Consider the following 16,625-nt stretch of genomic DNA (forward strand, 5'->3'; position numbering starts at 1 on the left):
ACGCTTGGGCGCAGGCAGCAAAGCGGCAGGACAGCGGCTGGACAGCGGCGGTTCTGCGGGGCCAGCCGCTGACAACGCTGGTTGACGATTTGGGGGGGTAGTCCAGGTGACTGCCCCCATTTTCTTTGCCGGCTTGCTTGAGCCAGGAGGGCCGGGACTATCGGCCGCAGTTCACGCGGCTGTCTTCGCGGCTATTTCCCCTGCCTCGCCTCCAGCTCGCGAATCAGCGCGCGCGCCTCGTCGCCCTCCGGGATCGGCTTGCCGCTATCGCGCCATTGCACCGCAGCCTTGAATCCCTCGGCTTGCGCGTACCGGCGAAACCAGAGCCCCTCCGGGTTGTGCCGTGTGATGCCGTCGAACATCGTGGCCATCGTTTGCGATTGCTCCAGCCCCATGGTCAGCATGACCTGGTTGACCACCAGCTTGTGCATGGCAAGGTGGCTGCGCGGAACGCCGGCAATCCGGTTGGCAAGCTTGAGCGTCGCCGCCTCCAGTTCCTCGCTGGGGACGACCTCATTGGCAAGGCCCCAGGCAGCCGCCGTTTTCCCATCGATCGTGTCGCCGGTAAACATTAGCTGTTTGGCGCGCGCCGGGCCCAGCCGATAGGTCCACATCGCCGTGGTCGGACAACCCCAGACGCGCGTTGGCATATAGCCGATGCGCGCGTTCTTGGCCATCACCAGCAGGTCGCAGCTCAAGGCGATATCGCTGCCACCGGCAACCGCATAGCCATGCACCTTGGCGATCGTCGGCTTGCTGCAGCGCCACAGGCTCATGAAGTCTTCGGTGTTGCGCTTCATGTACGCGTAGTCGACCATGGGGTCCCACGGATAGCTCTCCTGCTGGCACGGGTGCTCGATGTTTTGCTCCGCCGTGCCGGCCAGGTCGTAGCCGCCGCAGAATCCCTTGCCCGCGCCCTCGACCACGATGACATGGACGTCATCGCTGGCCTGCGCCCACTCGACAGCGGCCCGGATCTCTCGCGGCGTCTGGTCGTTGATCGCGTTCAGCCGCTCGGGCCGGTTGAGGAGAAGACGGGCAACCCGTGGCGATTGCGGATCTTGCTCGATCGTCAGTGTGGAGAATGCTGGCATCGCGGGCCTCCTTGGATGCGTGGGCGAGAAATGGGGATTCTTCGACCGTCAGGGCTGACTGTTGATAATACTGCCCGTACGGACCCGGATCTACGTACCACGCTGACGATGGAGGAACGCCGCGCGCGCAAGGAAAAAGGGGAGTTCCTCCGTGGCCCTTCGATCTCCGGCGTGCTTCGCCGCGGCCTGACTCGCCGGCAGCAACCGGTCAACCTATGGGTTCAGGTTGTCAGGCTTCTGCTCGACCAGGATTTCCATGTGGATAGCCGACGGGATTCCGGAGCCGCCATGACCCGACAGAACGCATGTCTGATTCAACGGGAAGGGCGGCAGGGAGCCTTGAGAGGTTCGGCCAGGGGCCGGTCTTGCTGCCGGCGCGATCCGCCGGCAGGCGCGGGAAGCGTGCCCAGGTCAGGCCACGGCGGGCCGGTGCGCGGCGCGCATGCCCGATGGCTTCAGGTAGCGCGCAACCGACAGGTCATCGGCGCGAATCGCCGGCGAGGTGCCCGACACCAGGTCCGACAGCAATTTGCCCGAGCCGCAGGCCATGGTCCAGCCCAGCGTGCCGTGGCCGGTGTTGAGCCATAGCCCCTTGAGGGGGGTGGGGCCGACGATGGGCGTGCCGTCCGGCGTCATCGGGCGCAAGCCGGTCCAGAAGCTGGCGCGGCTGACATCGCCGGCGCCCGGGAACAGGTCCGTGACCACGTGTTCCAGCGTGCGGCGCTTGGCCGGGTCGAGGGCGCGGTCGTAGCCGACGATCTGCGCCATGCCGCCTACGCGGATGCGATCGTCGAAGCGTGTGATCGCGACCTTGTAGGTTTCGTCGAGCACGGTGGAAACGGGGCTGCGTTCCGCGCTGGTCATCGGCACGGTCAGGGAGAAGCCCTTGAGCGGATACACCGGCAGGTTCGACAGGCCCGGCAGGAGATTCTTCACAAAAGGCGTCGACCAGCTTCCCAACGCCACCACGACCAGATCCGCCATGACGGGTTCGCCGCCGACCATGGCGCCGGTGACGGCGCCGCCCTTGGTCAGCAGGCCATCGATGGACCGGTTGTACTGGAACCGCACGCCCAGGCCCTCGGCCATGGCTGCCAGCTTCTGGGTAAAGAGCTGGCAGTCGCCGGTTTCGTCGTTGGGCAGCCGCAGGCCGCCGCTCAGCTTGTGGCTGACGGCGGCCAGGGCCGGTTCGCTGGCGGCGAGGTCCTCGCGCGATAGCAACTGGTAGGGCACGCCGGCTTGTTCCAGCACGGCAATGTCCTTGGCCGCACCGTCGAGCTGCTCATCGGTGCGGAAGACTTGCAGCGTGCCTTGCTGGCGGCCTTCGTAGGCGATGCCGGTGTCGGCGCGCAGGGTACGGATGCAGTCGCGGCTGTACTCGGCCAGCCGCACCATCCGTTCCTTGTTGACGGCATAGCGCTCGGCTGTGCAGTTCATCAGCATCTGCCACATCCATTGCAGCTGGAACAGCGTGCCGTCCGGGCGGATGGTGAGCGGCGCATGCTCCTGGAACATCCATTTGATGGCTTTGAGCGGCACGCCCGGCGCGGCCCACGGCGACGCATACCCCGGCGAAATCTGGCCTGCGTTGGCAAAACTGGTGCCAAGCGCCGGCGCGGCCTCGCGGTCGACCACGGTGACTTCATGGCCGGCACGGGCCAGGTACCAGGCGCTGGTTACGCCAATTACGCCACTGCCAAGAACGAGGACGCGCATAGTCGGGGGCTCTCAACCAAAAAATGGAATGGATAAAGTATTTATCTCTATACTATTGAAATATCGGCAGTCATAGTTATCGTAATTTTCAGGGAAACAGGAACAAGTAATGAGAACAAGTCGTCAGCCCGTGCGCAGCCTGGACCGGCTGGATCGGAAGATCCTGGCCTTGCTCCAGGCGGATGGGCGAATGTCGATGAAGGAGCTGGCGGAAGCGGTCGGACTGACCATCACGCCGTGCATCGAGCGGGTCAAGCGGATGGAGCGCGACGGCGTCATCATGGGCTACTACGCGCGCCTGAATCCCGCGCTGCTCGGCAGTGCCCTGCTGGTGTTCGTCGAGATCTCGCTGGGCAACAAGTCCGGCAATATGTTCGAGCAGTTCCGTCGCGAGGTCTCGCGCATTCCCGAGGTGCTGGAATGCCATCTGGTGTCGGGCGACTTCGACTACCTGATCAAGGCCCGCATCCGCGAGATCGGCGAATACCGGCGCCTGCTTGGCGACATCCTGCTGCAACTGCCGGGCGCCGCGCAGTCCAAGAGCTATGTGGTGATGGAGGAGATCAAGGAAACGCTGGCGATCGCCGTCGACGAGAAGGCGCCGCCACACGGCTGAAACCCGCAGCCGGCACGACGGCATGCGGGCATGTGTCTGGTGTTCTGCCTAGAACAAGGACATCTGCGGCGCCGCGCTGTCCCTGGAGAAGTGCTCGGTGGTGAGCGGATGGCGCTCGGCGTTGAGTCCGAAGCGCTTGCAGGCCAGCGTGAAGCGCTTGCGCAGCAGCTCGGCGAAGATGCCGGTACCGGTCATGCGGGTCCCGAAGCGCGGGTCGTAGGCCTGGCCTCCCCGCATCTGCGCGATCAGGCTTTCGACATGGCGGGCACGCAGCGGGTGGTAGGTGGCCAGCCATTCCGAGAACAGCTCCGCCACTTCCCGCGGCAGCCGCAGCAGGATATACGCCGCCGTCTTTGCGCCCGCATTGGCGCCCGCCTCCAGGATGGACTCCATCTCCGGATCGGTCAGGCTCGGAATCACGGGCGCCACCATCACGCCGACCGGAATGCCGGCCTCGCTGAGGGCGGCGATCGCGCCAAGCCGGCGGGCCGGAGCGCTGGCGCGCGGCTCCAGCGTGCGGGCAATCTCGTTGTTCAGCGTGGTCACCGACATATGGACCCGCACCAGGTTCCTGGCAGCCATGCGCTGCAGGATGTCGATATCGCGCGTGACCACCCCCGACTTGGTCGTGATCGCCACCGGATGGTTGAATCGCTCCAGCACTTCCAGGATACCCCGCGTGATGCGGAGCCTGCGCTCGATGGGCTGGTAGGGGTCGGTGTTGGCTCCCAGCGCTATCACCGTCGGTATGTAGTTGCGGGCAGCCAGTTCCTTCGCCAGCAGGGCGGCGGCGTTTTCCTTCGCGTACAGTCGGGTTTCGAAGTCGAGGCCCGGCGAAAGCCCCAGATAGGCATGGCTGGGACGCGCATAGCAATAGATGCAGCCGTGCTCGCACCCGCGATATGGATTGATGGACGCGTCGAAGGGCAGGTCTGGCGACTGGTTGTGCGAGACGATGCGTTTCGCCTTCTCCGTGAAGACAACGGTCTGGATCTGGGGTGTCTCTGGCGCATCGGCGGCTTGCCACTCATCGTCTACCTGTTCGCGGGTCCATGCATCGAACCGGCTCACGTCGTTCGAGCGCGCCGCCCGCCCTTTGAGCGGGCTGGGGGAGGGAGGTCGGGTCGTCACGTTGGCGGTCCTGCGGCTGCGTTGATACTGTATATTTATACAGTATTCCCGCTGAACCGCCAAGGCCGTTTTCCGGCGCGCCATCGTCAGGCGGAAGGCGTCGCCCCGGGGCAATCCCAGTACGGCGGGGAGCCGAAGCGGGCGGCAAAGAAATCGATGAAGGCGCGCGTCTTGGCGGGTACCTGGCGGCGGCTGGGGTAGACCGCCCAGATCGAGACGGACGGCAACACCGGGTAGTCGGTGAGCACGCTGACCAGGGCGCCGCTACGCAGGTAGGGACCGACGTCCCACGTGGACTTGAGGGCAAGGCCGGTGCCGGCCAGGATCGCCTCGCGGATGACTTCGCCGTTGTCCGTGCGCAGGTTGCCGCTCACCGCCACCACGGTCTTGCCCAGCGCCGTATCGAACTGCCAGGACGCCTGGTCGCCCAGCACGATGCAATTGTGCTTGCGCAGGTCTTCCGGATGCCGGGGCGTGCCATGCGCGGCAAGATATGCGGGGGAGGCGCAAATGGTGCGATGGCTCGGGGCGAGGGCGCGCGCCACCAGCGAGGAGTCCGGCAGGGCGCCCATGCGCAGCGCCACGTCCACGCCGGCTTCGACCAGGCCGATCACCTGGTCGGTCAGGCGCAGGTCCAGTGTCAGGCCGGGATAGGCGGCAAGAAAGGCAGGGATTGCGGGCGAGACGTGCTGCCGGCCAAACGAGGCGGGCACGGTAACACGCAGCTGCCCGTGCGGCGCCTGCGCTGCGCGCCCTACCGACTGTGCTGCCTGGTCGGCCGTATCGAGCAATTGCGCGGCGTGCTCGAGGAAGCGCTGCCCGTCCCCGGTCAGCGAGAGGCGGCGCGTGGTCCGGTGCAGCAGGCGCGTGCCGATCTGCTGCTCTAGCTGGGCCAGGCGGCTGCTGGCCGACGAGGTGGAGAGACCGAGGTCGCGCGCCGCGGCGGACAGGTTGCCCAGCGTCGCTGCGCGCACGAATACCGCGATATCCAGCAGGTCGAAGTGCATCGGCAGCCTGCCTGCTAGCGCGTCCTGCTTACTGCGAGAGGGCGCGCGCCGCCTCGACCTGGGATTCGAAGAACGTCTGGAAGCTGATGGCAAGGCCGGCCATCAGCAGGCCGGTGCCGATCAGCAGCGACAGGATCACCAGGATCACGACCGGCCAGCCGGAGCGGGTCGGCTTGCCGTGCGGATTGAAACGCGCATCCCATTTGTCGTCCGGGCGCAGGCCGTACACGATGGCCGACAGGAAGGCGCCGATGACCGAAGCGCCGCCGGCTACGGCGAAGCTCCAGTTCAGCGCGGGCTCGCCCGCCCCCGTCTGCATCGACAGCACGCCGACGACACCCGCCAGCGCCGCCAGCAGGTGGAGCCAGGCGAACTTGTCGCGCCATCCCCCAAGATAGAAGCGGTGCAGCCCCACGCTGCCGAACAGGAAGGCCAGGGCGACGGTGATCAGTTTGGATTTGCCCGGAAGTGGCTTGGCGGTTGCGGCGGCGGCTGGAACTTGGGTAGCGGCAGGCATGGGCGACAACTAGGTTGGTGGCCGGCTGGGGCGGCCGGCCCGATAACGGGTCAGCGCCAGTCATGCCGGCGCCGGCGCTCATTGTACGCTGGCGGGAGAAGCGGGCGCCGCAGCCTTTTCGCCAGCGCATCCTGCCCTGGCAGGCGTGGATTTGCTGCCGGGCGGAACGCTGCGCGACGCCGCCGGTCAGGCGATGGGAAGGACGGTCATACGGTGCGGGGCACATGCGGCGGGCAGGCCGGTGCCGCGAGGCATGGCCGGCAGGCCGCGCGTGCGGCCGGCAGCAATGGGAGAGGTCTGGGTTGCCTGGCAGGCCTAACGGCCGCCGTCGCGCCCGCGCGCCTGCCAGCCCGGGCCCATGCCGGGACTGCGCTGCTCGGCGCGGCCGCCGTCGCCCTGGCCATTGTGCCCGGGTTGACGGCCACGCTCGTCATCCCGTTCGGGAGGCGAGGGGCGGCCATTGAGGCGGTCATCGGCGCGCGCGCGGGCTTCCATTCTTTCAATCTGGGCACGCACATGATCCTGCCGTTCGGCCCGCACGCTTGCCATCTCCCAGCCACCCTGGACTGGGACGTTGCCCACGTTGCGGGCTTCGGGCCGGCTGTGTTGCCAGAACGCGACTTGCGCATGGCTCGCAGCGTTGAGGCCGAGCACGGAAACGGCCAATACGATGCCAGCCACCGAGTCGCGCAGGAGAGAGCGGGGGAACATGCGGAATCCCAATATCCTGTCGCGCGGTGATGGTGTTCGAGGTATGGGTTCATGGTACGCACGCGGTCCCGGTGCGCCTAGGCGAAAGCCGTTACCGGTGTAACGGATTGTTTCGTCGTGCCGCCCGCCGGGCCGGGCCCAGCGGCTCAGGGCGCGTAGCGGATACGGTAAATGGCGCCGGCCATATCGTCGCTGACCAGCAGCGAGCCGTCGGGGGCGACCAGCACGTCGACCGGGCGGCCCCAGGGCTTGCCATCGCGCAGCCAGCCTTGCGCGAAGATCTCTTGCCGCACTACCTGGCCGCGGTCGTTCAGGACCACCCGGGCGACGCGGTAGCCGATCGGCACCGTACGGTTCCAGCTGCCATGCTCGGCAATGAAAATACTGTTGCGGTACGCGGCCGGAAATTGCTTGCCGGTGTAGAAGCGCATGCCGAGCGCGGCGACGTGGGCGCCCAGCTTTGCCACCGGCGGCTCGAATTCCGAGCAGGGCCGCCGCTTGCCGAATTCCGGGTCGGGAACGTCGCCGGCATGGCAGTAGGGGTAGCCGAAGTGCTGGCCCGCCCGGGTCAGCCGGTTCAGTTCGTCGTCGGGGATGTCGTCGCCCATATTGTCCCGGCCGTTGTCGGTGAACCAGAGCTGGTGGGTGGCAGGGTGCCAGTCGAAGCCGACCGAATTGCGCACGCCTCTGGCCACCACCTGCAGGTCGGTGCCGTCGGGCTTCATCCTCATGATGTTGGCATAGCGGTTCTCGTCGGGCGCGCAGATATTGCAAGGCGCGCCGACCGGAACGTAGAGGTAGCCGTCCGGGCCGAACGCGATAAACTTCCAGCCGTGATGCGTTTCGGTGGGAAAGCGATCGCTCACAACAACCGGCTGGGGCGGATTGTCGAGCCGGGCCTCGATATCATCGAGCCTGACGATGCGCGAGGTCGATGACGCATAGAGGGCGCCGTCGCGAAATGCCACTCCTACCGGCATGGTCAGGCCGGTGGCTACCGTGCGTACCTTCGGGCTGCCGGAGAGCGGGTTGCTGATGGCATACACCTTGCCCTGCCCGCGGGTGCCGACGAAGAGGGTGCCGCCGGGCGACATCGTCATGCCGCGGGCTTCCGGCACCCCGGCGCTCAGCAGTTCGATGCGAAAGCCCGGCGGCAGCTGGATTTGCTCCAGCGGCAGCATGGCTTGCGCGCCAGCATCCGGGGCGAGCCACGCAAGCGCCGCAAAAGTGGCTGCCAGCAGGGCGCGGAAGGCTTGAATGTGAGGATAGGAACGCATGACGTGCTCTCCTGTCGGGGTTTCGCCACGATGCCTGTGGCCGGGTGTCGAGTCAATCGCTCTAAGTGTTTGTTTGGGCTCGGGATTTGGTCTATACTCTTGCGTTTCGTGTTCGAACATCAAGTTTTCTGAGGAATCAAACCCATGGTCGTAATCCGTCTGGCTCGCGGTGGCAGCAAGAAGCGCCCGTTCTTCAATATCGTCGCCGCCGACTCGCGTAATCGTCGCGATGGCCGTTTCATCGAGCGTATTGGTTTCTACAACCCCCTGGCTTCGGAAAGCGAAGAAGGCCTGCGCCTGGTGCAGGACCGCCTGACCTACTGGCAAGGCGTGGGCGCGCAGCTGTCGCCGACGGTTGCCCGTCTGGTCAAGCAAAACGCCGCCAAGGCCGTAGCCTGATAGTTGTGACGCGCGCTTCGCGGGATTCGCGACGCGTGGCAATCGACACGTGACCGAACGCAAACAAGGCGCCCCGGCGCGGCGGCCACTCAATGTGCCGCTCGAGCCCTCGGCCCGGCCCCAGGCCGGTGAGCAGGACAAGCAGGCTCTCAAGCCGCGTGGCGTAGCCGGATTGCCGGCTGCGCTGGCGTATGCCGAGAAGCTGCCGGACGACCTGATCGAGGTTGGTTATGTCGGCGCGGCTTACGGGATACGCGGCTGGATCAAGGTCCAGCCGCATGCCGACGACGCCAGCGCGCTGCTGCACGCGCGCCGCTGGTGGCTGCTGAAGCCGCCGCCGTCAGGCTTGCCTGGCGCGACGGAGGCCGTGCAGTCCGAGGCCTTGTGCGTGAAGGTCGTGCAGTCCCGCGAGCATAGCGGTACCGTGGTGGCACAGGCGAACGGCGTGACCGATCGCAACCACTCCGAAGCGCTCAAGGGCCGCCGTGTATGGATCCGCCGCGAGGATTTCCCTGCGCCGGATGAAAACGAGTTTTACTGGGTCGATCTGATTGGCTGCGCCGTGTTCAATGAGCAGGGCGAGTCGCTGGGCGAAGTATCCGGCCTGATCGACAACGGTGCTCACCAGATTCTGCAGGTGGCGCATGTCTTGCCCGACGGCAAGGCGGGCGAGCGCCTGATTCCTTTTGTCGATGCGTTCCTGCGCTCGGTCGATATCGCGGCCAGGCGGGTCGTGGTCGACTGGGGGCTGGATTACTGAGCGTCCCGCGGCGGGCGCCCGGTTGGTGGCAACGGGGTGGCAAGTAAAGGGAGGGGCGGATGCAGTTCGATGTGATCACGCTGTTTCCCGAGATGTTTCGTGCGCTGACCGACTGGGGTATCACCAGCCGGGCGGCAAAGCAGCAGCGCTATACGTTGCGCACCTGGAATCCCCGCGATTTCACCACCGACAATTACCGTACCATCGACGATCGCCCGTACGGCGGCGGCCCTGGCATGGTGATGCTGGCCAAGCCGCTGGAGGATGCGATCGATGCGGCCTGCGCCGCGCAGCAGGCTGCGCAGGCCACGCCGGAAGAGCAGGCGGAGCCGGTGCGCCCGCACGTGGTGCTGATGTCGCCGCAAGGCGCGCCGCTGACGCACCGCAAGGTGATGTCGCTGGCGCAGCGTCCGGGCCTGGTGCTGCTGTGTGGCCGCTACGAGGCCATCGACCAGCGCCTGATCGACCGGCGCGTGGACGAAGAAATCAGCCTCGGCGATTTCGTGCTGTCGGGCGGCGAATTGCCGGCCATGGCCGTCATCGATGCGGTGGTCAGGCATTTGCCGGGCGTGCTGGGCGATGCCCAGTCGGCGGTTCAGGACAGCTTCGTCAACGGGCTGCTGGATTGTCCGCATTACACGCGGCCGGAAGAATACGAAGGCGTGCGGGTGCCCGATATCCTGCTCGGGGGCCATCATGCCGAGATCGAGAAGTGGCGGCGCCAGCAGGCGCTTGCGAACACTGCGAGGAAGCGCCCCGATCTGATCGAGGCGGCGCGCAGTCAAGGATTGCTCAGCCGTGCCGACGAGAAGTTTCTGTCGGCGTGGCTGGCGAAAGAAGGGCGGGAGCTCGCTCCCGTCAGGTGAAACCCCATCCTCTGCCGGGGCCCAGGCCATGCCTGGGGCAGACAACGCCGGCATGATGGACAAGGAGAAGAAACGATGAACATCATCGAGCAGATCGAGAAAGACGAAATCGCGCGTCTGACCGCGAACAAGACCATCCCCGCATTCGCACCCGGCGACACCGTGATCGTCAGCGTGAACGTGGTGGAAGGTAACCGCAAGCGCGTGCAGGCATACGAAGGCGTTGTGATTGCCAAGCGCAATCGCGGCCTGAATTCGTCCTTCATCGTGCGCAAGATTTCGTCGGGTGAAGGCGTGGAACGTACGTTCCAGCTGTACTCGCCGCTGATCGCAGCGATCGAAGTGAAGCGCCGTGGCGACGTCCGCCGCGCCAAGCTGTACTACCTGCGCCAGCGTTCGGGCAAGTCCGCGCGGATCAAGGAAAAGCTGGCATACAAGGCAGCGCCTGCCAAGGCAGCAGCTGCTCAGTAAGCCGGTTGCCGCGGCCGGCATCGCCGGTCATGGCTACTGCAAAAAGGGCACCTTCGGGTGCCCTTTTTGCATTTTCGCGACATCCGATGCTGCGGTGCGCGCAGACTGGATTGCCGGGCTTCTGTCATACTTCGATCGATATGCGCCCCGCCTTCGATCCCGAATCCCTCCCCATCGTTTCCACCGATATCCGGCACCCGCCGCTCGCCGAGGTGCGCCTGCGGCCGGATTTCATCCGCCATCGCCTGCAGTCGCCGCCGGCGTGGGCGCCGGAGCTGACCGACGAGTCGCGTGTCTATGACCGCGGCCTGGCGCTGCGCGATGCGGCCGTGCTGGTGCCGCTGGTGGAGCGGGAAGACGGGCTGACAGTGCTGCTGACCGAGCGCAATGCCAACTTGAGTTCGCATGCCGGGCAGATCAGTTTCCCGGGCGGGCGGCACGAAGCCTTCGATATCGACCGGGTCGCCACGGCGCTGCGCGAGACCGAAGAAGAGGTGGGGCTGGTCCGCGACTATGTGGAAGTGCTGGGCGCCTTGCCCGACTACATCACGGGCACCGGCTTTCATGTCAGCCCGGTGGTGGGCCTGGTGCGCGACGGCTTCACGCTGCGCCCCGATGCGCGCGAGGTGGCCGATGTATTCGAGGTGCCGCTGGGTTTCCTGATGGATCCTTCCCATCACCAGCGGCGGTTGTTCCGCTGGGTGGATGGCGAGCGGATGTTCTACGCCATGCCGTTTCCGCGCGAAGACGGCGGCCATCGTTTTATCTGGGGCGCTACCGCCGGCATGTTGCGCAATCTGTACCACCTGCTGGCGGCCTGATCACTGTAAGGCGCCGCATGAGCGCCGTATCGCGTATCAGGCGGCCGCCGCCTGGTCCTGCCCGGTGCAGTGCGGGCAGCTCTTGCCCACCACATAGTGCGGGCTCTGCTGTTCCTCGGCGGTGACCACGGCGCGGCAGGCAAAGCATTGCTTCGGGCCGGCCGGTTCCAGGCTGGGGTTCAGCGCGGTGCGGTAGTCGAAGACGAAGCAGTCGCCCTGGTAATGGCTGCCACCGACTTCCTCGAAATATTTCAGGATGCCGCCCTCGAGCTGGTAGACGTGCTCGATGCCGGCTTCCTGCATATGGATGGCGGCCTTCTCGCAGCGGATGCCGCCGGTGCAGAACGAGACCACCGTCTTGCCTTCGAATTCCGCCTTGCGCGCGGCGATGGCCGGCGGGAAGTCGCTGAACTTGGCGATGTCGTAATCGACGGCCTGCTCGAAGGTGCCAACCGCGACTTCAAAGGCGTTGCGCGTATCCAGCATCACCACCGGGCGGCCCGCGTCGTCGTGCCCCTGGTCCAGCCAGCGCTTGAGTTCGACCGGCTTCACCGCAGGAGCGCGGCCCGCCTCGGGGCGGATCAGCGGCATCTTCATGGTGATGATTTCCTTCTTCTCGCGCACCAGCATGCGCTTGAAGGGCTGGTTCCCGGACAGGCTCTCCTTGGGCTCGATGTCGGCAAAGCGCGGATCCGCGTGCAGCCAGCCGAGGAAGCCGTCGATGGCTTCGCGCACCCCCGCCAGGAACATATTGATGCCCTCCGGCGCGAGCAGGATGGTGCCCTTGAGCCCGTGCGCCTCGCAGCGCGCGCGCATTTCCGGGCGCAACACCGGGATATCGTCCAGCGAGACGAATTTGTAAGCGGAGATGTTTACGATCTGCATAGGTGTCGCACGCCCGGCCCGCGCCTTGTAGCTGCGCGGTAACTGCCTGATTGGAAAGGCGAAATTATAGCGCCTCGGAGGCGATCTTCCGGCCTTTTCCTAGTGCCCGGCTTGGTCTTGCGATTTCGCCCGGGGTACAAAGAACGCAGGCGGCGGCATGCCGAGCCGGTACAATTACGCCCATGTCTGCACCTCGTTTCGTTCATCTTCGCCTCCATTCCGAATACTCCGTCGTCGACGGCATCGTGCGTCTGGAGGACGCCGTCAAGGCCGCCGCGGCCGACGGCATGGGCGCGCTCGCCCTGACCGACCTGGCCAATGCCTTTGGCCTGATCCGTTTCTACAAGGAGGCGCGCGGCGGCGGCGTCAAGCCCGTGGTCGGCGCCGACGTCTGGCTTACCAACCCCGACGATCGCGACAAGCCCGCGCGGCTGCTCCTGCTGGTCCAGGAGCAGCGGGGCTATCTCAACCTGTGCATGCTGTTGTCGCGTGCCTGGCTGTCCAACCAGCATCGCGGCCGTGCCGAGGTCGATCCGGCCTGGTTCGACGAGGCCGGCGAAGACGGCCTGCCGCTGGCCAGCGGCATGATCGCCCTGTCCGGCGCGATGGGCGGCGATATCGGCATGGCGCTGGCCAACGGCAACGATGCCGCGGCGGAACGTGCCGCCGAACACTGGGCCAGGGTGTTCCCGCAGCGCTTCTACATCGAACTGCAGCGCGCCGGCCATCCCGGCACCGATGCCTATGTGCAGCAGGCGGTGCAGCTCGCGGCCCGGATGCGCCTGCCGGTGGTGGCGACGCATCCGGTGCAGTTCATGACCGCCGACGATTTCACCGCGCACGAGGCCCGCACCTGCATCGCCGAAGGCGAACTGCTGGCCAACCCCCGCCGCACGCGCCGATTCACCACCGACCAGTATTTCAAGACCCAGGACGAGATGTGCGCGCTGTTCGCCGACATCCCGTCCGCGCTGGAGAACGCGGTACAGATCGCGCGCCGCTGCAATCTCACGCTGGAACTCGGCAAGCCGCGCCTGCCGCTGTTCCCCACGCCCGACGGCATGTCGCTCGACGACTACCTGGTGCACCTGGCCAAGGAAGGCCTGGAAACGCGCATGGCGGTGCTGTTTCCCGATGAGGCGGTGCGCGAGGCCAAGCGCCCCGAATACTACGAGCGCCTGGAATTCGAGACCGGCACCATCATCAAGATGGGTTTCCCCGGCTACTTCCTGATCGTGGCGGACTTTATCAACTGGGCCAAGAACAATGGCGTGCCGGTGGGCCCGGGCCGGGGCTCCGGCGCCGGCTCGCTGGTGGCCTACGCGCTCGGCATTACCGACCTGGATCCGCTCAAGTACGCGCTGCTGTTCGAGCGTTTCCTGAACCCGGAACGGGTCTCGATGCCCGACTTCGACATCGACTTCTGCCAGCATGGGCGGGATCGCGTGATCACCTACGTGAAGGAGAAGTATGGCAAGGATGCGGTCTCGCAGATCGCCACCTTCGGCACCATGGCCGCCAAGGCCGCGGTGCGCGACGTGGGCCGCGTGCTCGACCTGGGCTACGGTTTCGTCGATGGTATCGCCAAGCTGATTCCCTTCAAGCCGGGCAAGCTGGTCACCATCGAGGAGGCCAAGAAAGAAGAACCGCTGCTGACCGAACGCGAGAAGAACGAAGAGGAAGTGCGCCAGTTGCTGGAGCTGGCGCAGCGCGTGGAAGGCATGACGCGTAACGTCGGCATGCACGCCGGCGGCGTGCTGATCGCGCCGGGCAAGCTGACCGACTTCTGCCCGCTCTACACGCAGGGCGCGCAGAACGACGGCATGAGCGGCGTGGTCAGCCAGTATGACAAGGACGACGTGGAAGCCGCCGGCCTGGTCAAGTTCGACTTCTTGGGCCTGACCACGCTGACCATCCTGGACTGGGCCGAGCGCTATATCCGCCGGCTCGATCCTGCCAAGGCGGACTGGAACTGCAGCCATATCCCGCTCGACGACGGCCCCGCCTTCGACATCCTCAAGACCGCCAACACGGTGGCGGTGTTCCAGCTGGAAAGCCGCGGCATGCAGGGCATGCTGAAGGACGCCAAGCCCGACCGCTTCGAAGACATCATCGCGCTGGTGGCGCTGTACCGCCCCGGCCCGATGGACCTGATCCCCAGCTTCTGCGCGCGCAAGCACGGCCGCGAGAAGGTGGAGTATCCGGACCCGCGCGTCGAGCCGGTGCTCAAGGAGACCTACGGCATCATGGTCTACCAGGAGCAGGTGATGCAGATGGCGCAGATCATCGGCGGCTACTCGCTCGGCGGCGCCGACCTGCTGCGCCGTGCCATGGGCAAGAAGAAGGCCGAGGAAATGGCCCAGCACCGCGAGTTGTTCCGCGCGGGCGCGGCCAAGAACGGCCTGACCGCCGAGAAGGCCGACGACACCTTCGACCTGATGGAGAAATTCGCGGGCTACGGCTTCAACAAGTCGCACGCGGCCGCCTATGCGCTGCTGGCCTACTACACGGCCTGGCTCAAGGCGCACCATCCGGCCGAATTCATGGCAGCCAATATGTCGCTCGCCATGGACGACACCGACAAGGTCAAGATCCTCTACGAGGATTGCAAGCTCAACAACCTCAAGGTGCTGCCGCCGGACGTCAACGCCAGCGAATACCGCTTCGCACCGACCGATGCCAAGACCATCCGCTACGGCCTGGGCGGCATCAAGGGCTCGGGGCAGGGCGCCATCGAGGACATCCTGCGCGCCCGCGAGGAAAAGCCCTTCGCCGACCTGTTCGATTTCTGCGAACGCGTAGACCGCCGCCAGGTCAACCGCCGCACCATCGAAGCCCTGATCCGCGCCGGCGCCTTCGACAGCCTCAACGACAACCGGGGCCAGTTGCTGGCCTCGGTGTCGCTCGCGATGGAAGCCGCCGAGCAGAAGGCCGAATCCGCCAACCAGGTCTCGCTGTTCGACCTGATGGCCGACGCCGGCGAGTCGCACCGGCCTGAGCTGGTGGACGAGCCGCGCTGGGCGCCCAAGCGCACGCTGCAGGAAGAAAAGCAGGCCCTGGGCTATTACTTCTCCGGGCACCTGTTCGATGCCTATCGCGACGAAGTCGGCCGTTTCCTCAAGGGCACGCTGGCCGGGCTGGAAAAGGAAGTGCAGGGCAATGGCGGCGGCTACGGCCGCGATGTGCGCGGCAAGGTGATCGCCGGCGTCATCACCGGCATGCGCACCCAGATGACGCAGCGCGGCAAGATGCTGATCGTCCTGGTCGACGACGGCACCGGGCAGGTCGAGATGACCGTGTTCAACGAGCTGTTCGACGCCAACCGCCACATGTTCCGCGAAGACGAGCTGATCATCGTGCAAGGCAATGCGCGCCATGACACCTTCACCGGCGGCGTGCGCTTCACCGCAGAATCGGTGATGGACCTGGTGGCCGCGCGCGCCAAGTACGCCGACGCGGTCGGCCTGGCTTTCAACGGCAACGCGTCGACGGAATTGCTGCGCGAGTTGCTCACGCCATACCTGGCGACGGTGGCCAATACGCCGGGCGTGCCAGTGCGCGTCAGCTACGCCACCACCGGCGCGCGCTGCGAGGCGGAGCTGGGCCGGCAGTGGCTGGTCACCCCGTCCGACGACGCGCTCGCGAGCTTCCGCGCGGCGCTGTCGGGCGAAAACGTCCGCATGCTGTACGGCTGAAGCAGGCTGCAGTTCCGGGGGCGGTGCGTGGCATCGCGCCGCCCCCGCCGGCATTGCAGCCGTTCATCCCGTCATTACATGGATCTCCCACGTCCCGCATGGCCAAGCAACGCATCCTTTTTCACCTGACCCATTTCCTGCGCGGCGGCATCGAGACTTCGCTGGTGTCGCTGTTGGCTTCGCTGGATCGCGAACGCTTCGAGGTGGGCCTGACGCTGACCTATCCCACCGAGGCGCTGGAGACGCATTTCCGCGCGCTGTTGCCGCCGGACGTCAAGATCCATATCCTTGCGCCGGAGGCCTGGCTGTCGCGCTGCCGGCAACTGAAGAAAGCGGGCAAGCTGGGCCCGCTTGGCAAGATCTACGAGGAAGTGCTGCTGCCGCCGCTGCGCAAGCCGCTGGTCAACCGGCGCTTCCGTGGCATCGCGCGCGACTATGACCTGGTGGTCGACTACGACATGTCGCTGTCGCGGCTCACCGGGCGGCTGCCGGTGCCGATGATCGGCTACCAGCATTTCAGCGTGGCGCACCTGGAGCGCGAGAACCGCCGCAAGCTGCGCAAGCTGCGGCGCCAGTGCCGCGAGCACTATGACCGCATCGTGGTGCTCAACGACAGCATGCTGGCGGACGCGCGCGCGCTGATTCCTGACGCGGCCGGC

General features: G+C 66.0%; 15 protein-coding genes and 1 pseudogene. 8 read left to right on the forward strand and 8 right to left on the reverse strand.

The features are described 5' to 3' along the window. Positions 1–191: 191 nt before the first annotated feature. On the reverse strand, positions 192–1,094 hold the full coding sequence (locus tag P3W85_RS02580) for a crotonase/enoyl-CoA hydratase family protein (protein WP_276263621.1): 903 nt from the start codon (positions 1,092–1,094) through the stop codon (positions 192–194). Positions 1,095–1,505: 411 nt separating this feature from the next. Next, positions 1,506–2,810: a D-amino acid dehydrogenase gene (locus P3W85_RS02585; protein WP_276263622.1), complete on the reverse strand. Its 1,305-nt coding sequence runs from the start codon at positions 2,808–2,810 to the stop codon at positions 1,506–1,508. A gap of 109 nt (positions 2,811–2,919) precedes the next feature. Here P3W85_RS02585 and P3W85_RS02590 point away from each other — a divergent pair, with 109 nt between their 5' ends. Then, positions 2,920–3,426 carry an Lrp/AsnC ligand binding domain-containing protein gene (locus P3W85_RS02590; protein WP_276263623.1) on the forward strand — a complete coding sequence of 169 codons (507 nt, stop codon included), beginning with the start codon at positions 2,920–2,922 and terminating at the stop codon, positions 3,424–3,426. A gap of 48 nt (positions 3,427–3,474) precedes the next feature. On the opposite strand, the gene P3W85_RS02595 is transcribed toward P3W85_RS02590, so the two are convergent. From P3W85_RS02595 to P3W85_RS02615, 5 genes are all read right to left on the reverse strand, one after another. Beyond that, positions 3,475–4,557, reverse strand: a complete 1,083-nt coding sequence (locus P3W85_RS02595; RefSeq protein ID WP_276263624.1) for a PA0069 family radical SAM protein — start codon at positions 4,555–4,557, stop codon at positions 3,475–3,477. Positions 4,558–4,643: 86 nt separating this feature from the next. Next, the gene (locus tag P3W85_RS02600) at positions 4,644–5,564 is read right to left on the reverse strand and encodes a LysR family transcriptional regulator (protein ID WP_017225315.1); all 921 of its coding nucleotides are present in this window, start codon (positions 5,562–5,564) and stop codon (positions 4,644–4,646) included. 28 nt (positions 5,565–5,592) lie between these two features. Continuing rightward, positions 5,593–6,081 carry an NINE protein gene (locus P3W85_RS02605; protein WP_276263625.1) on the reverse strand — a complete coding sequence of 163 codons (489 nt, stop codon included), beginning with the start codon at positions 6,079–6,081 and terminating at the stop codon, positions 5,593–5,595. Positions 6,082–6,396: 315 nt separating this feature from the next. Beyond that, complete coding sequence (locus tag P3W85_RS02610) at positions 6,397–6,792, reverse strand: hypothetical protein (RefSeq protein ID WP_276263626.1); 396 nt, start codon at positions 6,790–6,792, stop codon at positions 6,397–6,399. A 146-nt stretch (positions 6,793–6,938) separates the two neighbouring features. Next, positions 6,939–8,069 carry a PQQ-dependent sugar dehydrogenase gene (locus P3W85_RS02615; protein WP_430869479.1) on the reverse strand — a complete coding sequence of 377 codons (1,131 nt, stop codon included), beginning with the start codon at positions 8,067–8,069 and terminating at the stop codon, positions 6,939–6,941. A 144-nt stretch (positions 8,070–8,213) separates the two neighbouring features. Here P3W85_RS02615 and rpsP point away from each other — a divergent pair, with 144 nt between their 5' ends. The 5 genes from rpsP to P3W85_RS02640 all read left to right on the forward strand — a co-directional run bounded on the left by rpsP (position 8,214) and on the right by P3W85_RS02640 (position 11,386). After that, positions 8,214–8,468 (forward strand): 30S ribosomal protein S16, encoded by a 255-nt coding sequence (gene rpsP, locus P3W85_RS02620; protein ID WP_017224077.1) that lies wholly within the window; start codon positions 8,214–8,216, stop codon positions 8,466–8,468. Positions 8,469–8,517: 49 nt separating this feature from the next. Further along, complete coding sequence (rimM, locus tag P3W85_RS02625) at positions 8,518–9,228, forward strand: ribosome maturation factor RimM (RefSeq protein ID WP_017224076.1); 711 nt, start codon at positions 8,518–8,520, stop codon at positions 9,226–9,228. A gap of 59 nt (positions 9,229–9,287) precedes the next feature. Continuing rightward, a complete protein-coding gene (gene trmD / locus P3W85_RS02630) occupies positions 9,288–10,094 on the forward strand; it encodes a tRNA (guanosine(37)-N1)-methyltransferase TrmD (protein ID WP_276263627.1) in 807 nt (268 codons plus the stop codon). A gap of 75 nt (positions 10,095–10,169) precedes the next feature. After that, the gene (gene rplS / locus P3W85_RS02635; protein WP_017224074.1) at positions 10,170–10,565 is read left to right on the forward strand and encodes a 50S ribosomal protein L19; all 396 of its coding nucleotides are present in this window, start codon (positions 10,170–10,172) and stop codon (positions 10,563–10,565) included. 140 nt (positions 10,566–10,705) lie between these two features. Next, complete coding sequence (locus P3W85_RS02640) at positions 10,706–11,386, forward strand: NUDIX hydrolase (protein ID WP_017224073.1); 681 nt, start codon at positions 10,706–10,708, stop codon at positions 11,384–11,386. 36 nt (positions 11,387–11,422) lie between these two features. Here the strand turns inward: P3W85_RS02640 and P3W85_RS02645 are convergent, their stop codons facing one another. Beyond that, positions 11,423–12,271, reverse strand: a complete 849-nt coding sequence (locus P3W85_RS02645) for a sulfurtransferase (RefSeq protein ID WP_276263628.1) — start codon at positions 12,269–12,271, stop codon at positions 11,423–11,425. 182 nt (positions 12,272–12,453) lie between these two features. Between P3W85_RS02645 and dnaE the strand changes: the two genes are divergently transcribed. Continuing rightward, entirely contained in the window at positions 12,454–15,966 is a 3,513-nt protein-coding gene (gene dnaE / locus P3W85_RS02650; protein WP_276263629.1) for a DNA polymerase III subunit alpha, read from the forward strand. A gap of 98 nt (positions 15,967–16,064) precedes the next feature. Beyond that, positions 16,065–16,625: pseudogene (locus tag P3W85_RS02655) on the forward strand (glycosyltransferase); the annotation flags it as partial.

The sequence above is a fragment of the Cupriavidus basilensis genome, assembly GCF_029335485.1.
GTDB lineage: Bacteria > Pseudomonadota > Gammaproteobacteria > Burkholderiales > Burkholderiaceae > Cupriavidus > Cupriavidus basilensis_E.